The sequence below is a fragment of the Bradyrhizobium jicamae genome (assembly GCF_018130695.1).
GTDB lineage: Bacteria > Pseudomonadota > Alphaproteobacteria > Rhizobiales > Xanthobacteraceae > Bradyrhizobium > Bradyrhizobium jicamae_B.
Genome location: NZ_JAFCJX010000033.1, coordinates 91,254 through 99,740 on the forward strand (window position 1 = coordinate 91,254; position 8,487 = coordinate 99,740).

At 66.2% G+C, this 8,487-nt stretch carries 8 protein-coding genes; 5 read left to right on the forward strand and 3 right to left on the reverse strand.

Annotation, left to right across the window (positions count from 1 at the left end):
* The first annotated feature begins 179 nt into the window (after window positions 1–179).
* The 5 genes from JQ604_RS34635 (at window position 180) to gmk (ending at window position 4,835) form a co-directional block, all read left to right on the forward strand.
* Window positions 180–419 (forward strand): acyl carrier protein, encoded by a 240-nt coding sequence (locus JQ604_RS34635; RefSeq protein WP_056294916.1) that lies wholly within the window; start codon window positions 180–182, stop codon window positions 417–419.
* Between the two features lie 99 nt (window positions 420–518).
* Window positions 519–1,784 carry a beta-ketoacyl-ACP synthase II gene (gene fabF / locus JQ604_RS34640; RefSeq protein WP_212365212.1) on the forward strand — a complete coding sequence of 422 codons (1,266 nt, stop codon included), beginning with the start codon at window positions 519–521 and terminating at the stop codon, window positions 1,782–1,784.
* 129 nt (window positions 1,785–1,913) lie between these two features.
* Window positions 1,914–3,176 carry an endolytic transglycosylase MltG gene (gene mltG / locus JQ604_RS34645; protein ID WP_212365213.1) on the forward strand — a complete coding sequence of 421 codons (1,263 nt, stop codon included), beginning with the start codon at window positions 1,914–1,916 and terminating at the stop codon, window positions 3,174–3,176.
* 114 nt (window positions 3,177–3,290) lie between these two features.
* Complete coding sequence (locus JQ604_RS34650) at window positions 3,291–4,178, forward strand: YicC/YloC family endoribonuclease (protein WP_212365214.1); 888 nt, start codon at window positions 3,291–3,293, stop codon at window positions 4,176–4,178.
* Between the two features lie 3 nt (window positions 4,179–4,181).
* Window positions 4,182–4,835, forward strand: a complete 654-nt coding sequence (gene gmk / locus JQ604_RS34655; protein ID WP_212365215.1) for a guanylate kinase — start codon at window positions 4,182–4,184, stop codon at window positions 4,833–4,835.
* A gap of 19 nt (window positions 4,836–4,854) precedes the next feature.
* Here the strand turns inward: gmk and JQ604_RS34660 are convergent, their stop codons facing one another.
* From JQ604_RS34660 to JQ604_RS34670, 3 genes are all read right to left on the reverse strand, one after another.
* On the reverse strand, window positions 4,855–5,844 hold the full coding sequence (locus JQ604_RS34660; RefSeq protein WP_212365216.1) for a hypothetical protein: 990 nt from the start codon (window positions 5,842–5,844) through the stop codon (window positions 4,855–4,857).
* A gap of 154 nt (window positions 5,845–5,998) precedes the next feature.
* Entirely contained in the window at window positions 5,999–6,505 is a 507-nt protein-coding gene (locus JQ604_RS34665) for a hypothetical protein (protein ID WP_212365217.1), read from the reverse strand.
* Between the two features lie 47 nt (window positions 6,506–6,552).
* On the reverse strand, window positions 6,553–7,920 hold the full coding sequence (locus tag JQ604_RS34670) for a caspase family protein (RefSeq protein ID WP_212365218.1): 1,368 nt from the start codon (window positions 7,918–7,920) through the stop codon (window positions 6,553–6,555).
* Window positions 7,921–8,487: the final 567 nt, after the last annotated feature.

An 8,487-nucleotide genomic window follows, 5' to 3' on the forward strand; every position in this document is an offset into this window, starting at 1 on the left:
GCGTGGCGACGCCTGCCGTTCGCCGGGGACTTAGTCGGCTACGACCGGGCCGAATCAAGCTACCAGGTCGAATCAAGATATCTGCCTGATTCCGGACTGTGCGCGATTGAGTAATCTGGACGACCACGATGGCTCGTATCGTCTTGGGGTCGGGACCAATGGAACAACGAGGTTGAACGATGAGTGAGATTGGCGAGCGGGTTAAGAAGATTGTGGTCGAACACCTCGGTGTCGAACCGGAGAAGGTGATCGATAGCGCAAGTTTCATCGATGACCTCGGCGCCGACAGTCTCGACACCGTCGAGCTCGTGATGGCTTTCGAAGAAGAGTTCGGCTGCGAGATTCCGGACGACGCGGCGGAGACGATTCTGACCGTCGGCGACGCCACCAAGTTTCTCGAGAAGAACGCCAAGAGCTGACGCATTTCGCGTTAAGCTGACGGAGCCGGACGGACCGCTTTTTCGGCGGTCCCCCGGTTTCTTGTTATTGACCGCCCATTCCGGGCCGGAGTTTTTGACATGAGGCGAGTTGTCGTCACGGGGCTGGGCATGGTCACACCGCTCGGCTGCGGTGTCGACGCAACCTGGACGCGCATCCTTGCCGGCCAGAGCGGCGCGCGCAGGATCGAGACCTTCGACGTGTCCGATCTGCCGAGCCAGATCGCCTGTCCGGTGCCGCGCGGCGATGGCTCCGACGGCACCTTCAATGCCGACCAGTGGATGGAGCCGAAGGACCAGCGCAAGGTCGACGACTTCATCATCTTCGCGATGTGCGCGGCCAAGCAGGCGCTCGACGATGCCAACTGGCATCCGGAGAGCGAAGAGGACAAGTGCGCGACCGGCACCCTGATCGGCTCCGGCATCGGCGGCCTCTCGGGCATCGCCGACACTGCGATCCTCCTGAAGGAGCGCGGTCCACGCAAGGTCTCGCCATTCTTCATCCCGGGCCGGCTGATCAATCTGGCGTCGGGCTATGTCTCGATCGAGCATGGTCTCAAAGGTCCCAACCATTCCGTCGTCACCGCGTGCTCGACCGGCGCGCATGCGATCGGTGACGGCGCGCGCCTGATCGCGCTCGGCGATGCCGACGTGATGGTCGCTGGTGGCACCGAATCGCCGATCTGCCGGATCGGCATGGCCGGCTTCTGCGCGGCGCGTGCGCTGTCGACCGGCTTCAACGAGACCCCGCAAAAGGCCTCGCGCCCCTACGACAAGGACCGCGACGGTTTCGTCATGGGCGAGGGCGCCGGCGTGGTCGTGCTGGAAGAGTATGAGCACGCCGTCAAGCGCGGCGCGAAGATCTATGCCGAGGTGGTCGGCTACGGCCTGTCGGGCGATGCCTATCACATCACGTCGCCCTCGCCGGATGGCGATGGCGGCTTCCGCAGCATGAGCGCCGCGCTGAAGCGCGCCGGGCTGACGGCATCCGACATCGACTACATCAACGCGCACGGCACCTCGACCCTGGTCGGTGACGAGATCGAGCTCGGCGCAGTCGAGCGGCTGCTCGGCAACACGGCTTCGAAAGTGTCGATGTCGTCGACCAAGTCGGCGGTCGGGCATCTGCTCGGTGCGGCCGGCGCGATCGAAGCGATCTTCGCGATTCTCGCGATTCGCGATAACATCTGCCCGCCGACTATCAATCTCGACAATCCGTCGGTCCAGACGGCGATCGATCTCGTGCCGCACACGGCACGCAAGCGCGAGGTCGATGTGGCGCTGTCGAACTCGTTCGGTTTCGGAGGCACCAATGCGTCCGTGATCGTGCGGCGCGTGACGAACTAGTTGAGTGTTTGGATTCACACTCCACCGTTTTGCCGTATTCCGCGGTGACTCCTAAGTGCGGGCGTATGCTATTGGTCGGGCAGGGGTTTGCCGGCCCACGATTGAACCGGCAAGATTTGGTTTGCATCGATGAGTGAAAGGCCGCCCATTTCTCCGAGGAGCCCGCGTGCCGCGTTGGAGCCCGAGCAGGTTCCGCCGCCGCCGAAACGTTCGGAGCGTGCCCGCAATCCGTTCGTGGTGATCGGCAATGCCATCATCACCATCCTGATCATCCTGATGATCGGTGCCGGCACTGCGTATTACTACGGACGGCAGACGCTGGAATCGGCGGGGCCGCTGCAGGAAGACAAGATCGTCAACATTCCCGCGCGCGCCGGCAAGCGCGACATCGCCGACGTGCTCTCGCGTGAGGGCGTCATCAACGTCAATCCCTGGGTCTTCATCGGCGGCGTGTTTGCTCTGAAGGCGAGCTCCGATCTCAAGCCCGGCGAATACCAGTTCCAGAAGAATGCCAGCCTGCGCGACGTCATCGCCACCATCGTCGAAGGCAAGGTGGTGCAGCATGCCGTCACCGTTCCGGAAGGCCTGACCTCCGAGCAGATCGTGGCGCGGCTCACCGACAACGACATCTTCACCGGCTCGGTGAAGGAGATTCCGCGCGAGGGGACGCTGCTGCCGGAGACCTACAAATTCCCGCGCGGCACGCCGCGCGATCAGGTGATCCAGCGCATGCAGCAGGCGCAGAAGCGGATCGTCGCGGAGATCTGGGACCGCCGCAATCCGGACTCGCCGCTGAAATCGCCGGAGCAATTGATCACGCTGGCCTCGATCGTCGAGAAGGAGACCGGCCGCGCCGACGAGCGCAGCCGTGTCGCGGCCGTGTTCGTCAACCGCATCCGCCAGAAGATGAAGCTGCAGTCCGATCCGACGATCATCTATGGCCTGGTCGGCGGCAAGGGCACCTTGGGCCGTCCGATCAAGCGCAGCGAGATCACCCAGCCATCGCCCTACAACACCTATGTGATCGAGGGCCTGCCGCCGGGACCGATCGCCAATCCCGGCCGCGCCTCGCTGGAGGCGACCGCCAATCCGGCGCGCACCCGCGACCTGTTCTTCGTCGCCGACGGCAGCGGTGGCCACGCCTTCACCGAAACCTACGACCAGCACGCCAAGAACGTCGCCAAGCTGCGCACGATGGAAAAGCAGATTCAGAACGACACCGTGGAGCCGGCCGACGATCCGCCGCCGGCTGCGGCCGGCACTGCGCCGGCAGCGACGGACTCCAACCCGACGGCTGCGACCCCGAAGCCGCCGGCCAACCAGAAGAAGCCGCCGCGCGGCCGTCAGGGCGCGGCCCAGCAGGCCACGACGCCGCCGGTGGTCCAGCAGTAGGTAACTGCTGGTTTGCCATGCGGCCGAACGTAATTCCACTTTCACGGAATCCGTTTTAAGGTCGCGCGGGCTCCAGGCGAGTCTGATTGCAATTTTTCCGGAGAAGTTCACGCGATGGCGCTGTCGAGCATGACCGGCTTTGCCCGAAGCCATGGCGCAAGCGGCCCCTATACGTTCGAGTGGGAACTCAAGTCGGTCAACGCCAAGGGCTTTGACCTGCGCCTGCGCATGCCGCCCGGCTGGGACGAGCTGGAGGCGCTGGCCAAGAAGCGCGCCGGCGAGCTGCTGTCGCGCGGCACTGTCTACGCCAATCTCAGCGTCAAGCGGGCCGACGCCGCGCAGACCATCCGCATCAATGAGGACGTGTTGGGCGCGGTCGTGAAGGTCGCCGGCGAGCTGGCGCAACGGATCGACGCCGTGGCGCCATCCATCGACGGCCTGCTCGGCATCAAGGGCGTGATCGAGGTGGTCGAGCCCGAGAGCAGCGAGGAGGAGGACAAGGCGGCGCGCGAGGCGGCGGCGATGGCCTTCGAGCAGGCGCTTTCGAGCCTCGTCGAGATGCGCCGCCGCGAGGGCGCGGCGCTCGGCGATATCCTGAAGCAGCGCATGGACGAGATCGAGCGGCTGGCCAGGCGCGCCGAAGCGGCTCCCGGCCGCAAGCCGGAAGCGATCCGCGCCCGGCTCGCCGAGCAGATCGCGGCGCTGCTCGAGACGTCGGATCGTTTTGACGCCGACCGCCTCAACCAGGAAGCCATCCTGATCGCGACCAAGGCGGATATCCGCGAGGAGCTCGACCGCATCGCCTCGCACATCACGCAGGCGCGCGAGATCCTCGGCAAGGGCGGCGCGGTCGGCCGGCGGCTGGACTTCCTGGCGCAGGAGTTCAACCGCGAGGTCAACACCACATGCTCGAAATCCAACGACATCGAACTGACCAATATCGGGCTTGAGATGAAAAACGTCGTCGAGCAGTTCCGCGAGCAGGTCCAGAATCTGGAGTGAGAGATGACGGCGCAGGGATTTGACGGCGTGGAGCGGCGCGGACTGATGTTCGTGCTGTCGTCGCCATCCGGCGCCGGCAAGACCACGCTGTCGCGGATGCTGATCGAGCGCATGGCCGGGCTGAAGATGTCGGTGTCGGCGACGACGCGCGCAATGCGGCCCGGCGAGGTCGACGGCCGCGATTACTTCTTCGTCGACAAGCCGAAGTTCGAGGCCATGGTCAGCCAGGGCGAGCTGCTGGAATGGGCCACCGTGTTCGACAACCGCTACGGCACGCCGCGCGCGCCCGTCGAGGCGGCGCTGTCGGCCGGGCAGGACGTGCTGTTCGACATCGACTGGCAGGGCACCCAGCAGCTGCGCGAGAAGGCCCGCGCCGACGTCGTCAGCGTCTTCATCCTGCCGCCCTCGGCCGCGGACCTCGAGAAGCGGCTGCACACCCGCGCGCAGGATTCCGAGGAGGTGATCCGCGGGCGGATGAACCGGGCCACCCACGAGCTCAGCCACTGGGCGGAGTACGACTACATCGTCGTCAACCAGAACGTCGACGACGCCTTCGCCGAGGTGCAGTCGATCCTCAAGGCCGAGCGCTTGAAGCGCGAGCGCCGCACCGGCCTCACCGAATTCGTGCGCGCCCTGCAGCGGCAGCTCGAGAAGTAGCTGCCGCCCATCACTGAAATTACGTCGCCGCGCTGCGCGCCAGCCGCTGCAGCATCGCGTTGATCTGCTGCGTTGCCTCGGCATTATCAGGCTCCGGCTCACGCGTCAGCCTCTGCCGCGCGATCGGCGGTTCGGCGCGGCGGGGCGGCGCCTCGGAGAGCCGCATCTGCATCGCCTCGCGCGGCATCAGTGTCGGCGCGCGCTCGGTGTGGATGGAATCCCAGGGCGCGCGCCATTCGTCGTGGATCTGATAGGGCGGCGTGCGGGTGCGGGTGAGCTTGAAGACGAGCGCGCCGACCAGGCCGGCCAGCGCCAGCGCGCCGACCATCACGATCAGCAGCATCTGCGTTGAGCCGGACGGACGCTCCGTGGCAACGCTCGCAGGCGCGGGCGCGGCGGGCGCTGCGGCCGGCTCGGGCGCCGGCGCCGCCTCGGCCGGAGCGGCCCCAGCGGGCTGAGTCGCGGCGTACCTTGTGCCGTTGGTGCTGCCCATGCTCTGCGCATCGAGCCAGCGCGCCGACACGTCTGAGGCGGGCGCATTCGCCGGTGCGGCGGAGGGATCGGCTTGCGCGACGTTGACGGTCCCGATCGGCGCGCCCTGTGTCAACTCGGCACGCGCATTCGCCACCGACTGACGCATGGCGGGCGCGGCTGGCGCCGGCGCGGGCTGTGGAGGCGCGGCCTGCGCCGGCGCTGCGTCGGCTGCTGTCGCCACCGTGTCGGGTGCCGCGGCATCCTGCTTGGCCGGCGTGGCCTTCGCGGTCTTCTTCTCGTCGCCGAGATACCAGCACTTCCGCTTGGTATCGCGCTCGACGCGATAGCGCCAATGGCTGCCGGCGGGCGCTGACCCCTTCGGGCCCGACAGGCAGGAATCGGCGGTCTTCGTATCGGCGGTCTTTGTATCGGTGGGCTTGGCGTTGGTGGTGTTCTGGGCGACGGCGGTGAAATTGGCCCCTGCCAGTATCGTGGCGACTAACGCCGACACGAATTTTGCTGAACGGTTTGACATACTCATCCCCGGTAATTCTTTTACGCGAAACGCTGGTGTCCCAATCTCGGTAAAGAGTTGGGTCGCAATGCGCCGCAAATCCGGAACGCTCGGGGCTTAATTGGGGCTCGCGGGCTGCCGCAATTGCGGCACGCCGGTGGCCAAACGTGGCTGTCTATTGTTTGACGGCGTGCCAGGTTCCACCGCAGCCGTCGGAGCGGCGGAAGGTTCCCGAGCCGCTGCGGCCGGAGATACGACCCGAGCCGATCGAGGTCAGGCCGTTGGCCTGGAAAACGGACCTCGCCGCGCCGCTGGGACTGACGGTGCCGGTGAGGCCTTCGCCGATGATCCGGCCGCTGGTGACCACGATCGCGCCGGAGGAGGTGCCGCCGCAGCCGATCGATGTCACGACCCATGCGCCGTCGACACTGCCGCCGCCACCTCCACCGCCGCCGCGTGAGGCACGGCGCGGCTCCTCGGCTGCCGGCTTGCTGCGGCGGGCCGGCCGGTCGGACTCGACCGAGCGCGGCGCGTCGCGTGACCCTGACAGCGATTTCTCGTCATTGCCGATGCTGCCGCCGGCGCTGCCGGACTGCGCCAGCGCGGCAGACGAGCCGGCTGCGGACATGAGGAGGGCGGTGAACAGCACAATCGTGGCCTTGCGGGGAAATGAATTCTGCATTGTCGGAAACATCCAATCTCATGACGTTCAATCAGCGTTCAAAATCGTCAGTGTCCGAAACCGTCGGCACAGACGGCATCGATAATGCGGCAAGCTTTGCCAGTCTTGCCGCACTCGTCAAGCGCGGCATTTTTTGCGCGATCGAGCGTGTCGCGCTGGACCAGCGACCAGGATTTTCCCGACACGGCGAAGGCCCCGCAGCGCGAGCCGTAGAACGAGAGCTCCATCGTGCATTTCGCGCCGCCGCAATTGTTGCGGGCATCGTCGACCGCGGCACGGCGCGAGGAATGCTTCCACGAGATGCCCCATTTGTTGATCTCGGGACCATAGACGATCGAACCCCATGGCTTGAGATCATCGAGCTTGCGCAGCCGTGTCAGCACGCCTTCGGTTGCCTCTCCGGTCGGCGTCATGTTGCTCTTTTCCTGGAATTTGGCGATCGCCTGCCTGATCCCGCCGCCCTTGCCGTCGGCGGGCTCCGGATCGAAATTGTGCTCGTAGAGGCGGTCGCTCAATTCGCGCAGCAGCGCCATGTCCTTGAGCGGGATACGGTCGGGATCGGGACGCAGCGTGCTCGGCAGCGCCGCTTCGGGCTGCGGCGCGACCGCGACCTGCGGGGCTGCGGGCGCGGCCGCGGGCGGCACGAAATAGAAGGTGCCGTCGATCGGCGAGGAGGATACCCAGGGCTGTTGCGCGCCGCCGGTCTCGCGCTTCACCGCAAGCCCGACCTGGTTGAAGGTCTGGAAGATGTCGAGGCCGGCGAGCCGGATCGTTGCGGCCAGCGCCTTGGTGTAGGGGCTGTGGCCGTCGCTGCCGTCCTGCGCGACATTGCCGGGCTGGGTGGCGTAGGAGATCAGCGTGCCCTCCGGAGCGCGCATCTGGGCAAGGCCGCCGTCGGCCGCGCGCAGACCCCGGCCGCCGAACGGGTTGTTCCGGCAGGCGTCGAGGATCACCATGTTGAGCCGCGTGCCGGAGCCCTGCATCTGCCGCAGCACCAGGTTGACGTCGAGCATCTGGAAATCGACGTCGGCCTCGCGCGTGGCATTGGCGCTGATCGGCACCAGATAGTTGGCGCCGGCGACCTGCACGCCGTGGCCGGCGTAATAGAACAGCGCGACGTCGGCGCCCTGGACCTGGCGGCCGAACATCTGCACGGCAATGTCCATCGCCGGCTTGTCGAGATCGAGCTGGGCCTTGCCGCCGATCAGGGTGAAGCCGAGGCTCGTCAGCGTCTCGGCCATCAGGCTTGCGTCGTTGCGGGGATTGTCGAGTTTCGTGACGTTCTGGTAGGCCGAATTGCCGATCACGAGCGCGATGCGCTTTTCGGTGGCGGCGATGGCGGGGGTGGCCACTGCAATTGCCATAAGCGCGGCGAGCGCCGCGATCCAGCCCGTGATGCGAATAGCCCCGTGCATCCCTCGATATCCCTCTGCCACGGCGAATTTTATCAGCGAGTCCCTGAAGCGCAAAGCGGGCGGGAGGTCAGTGGGGCGCGGCGAATTGCGCATCTTCGGTGTCATCGCCCGGCTTGTCGGGGCGACCCAGTATTCCAGAGGCGGTGGTGCTTGAACCGATGGGCCGCGGCGTACTGGATCCCCGCGTTCGCGGGGATGACATGGAAATATGCGTCCGCATTCTCGCGACATGATTTGCCCGAGTTTTCCATCTCGTTCCGCCCTCTCTCGAAATCGAGGGCGCAGGGAAGACCGGGTGCACGCCGCACCCGCGGTCCCGCGTGCAATCGTGCACAAGAAAGTGCGCACGCGAGCATACAGGTTCGGCGGAGGCATCCGGCCTTCCCTGCGCGATGGCTTTACGGCTTATACGTGCTCGCCCTGGTGAGACTCTGCGTTTGTGTCACCATCGTCAGCGACAGGCGTTAGCCTGTTCGCTTGCTTGCCACCAGCATCGGGGCGGCAGGCCCACACGACTTCACCGTCCGCCTTGCGCACACACGCCTGTCGCACGCTCGGCGGCCACCG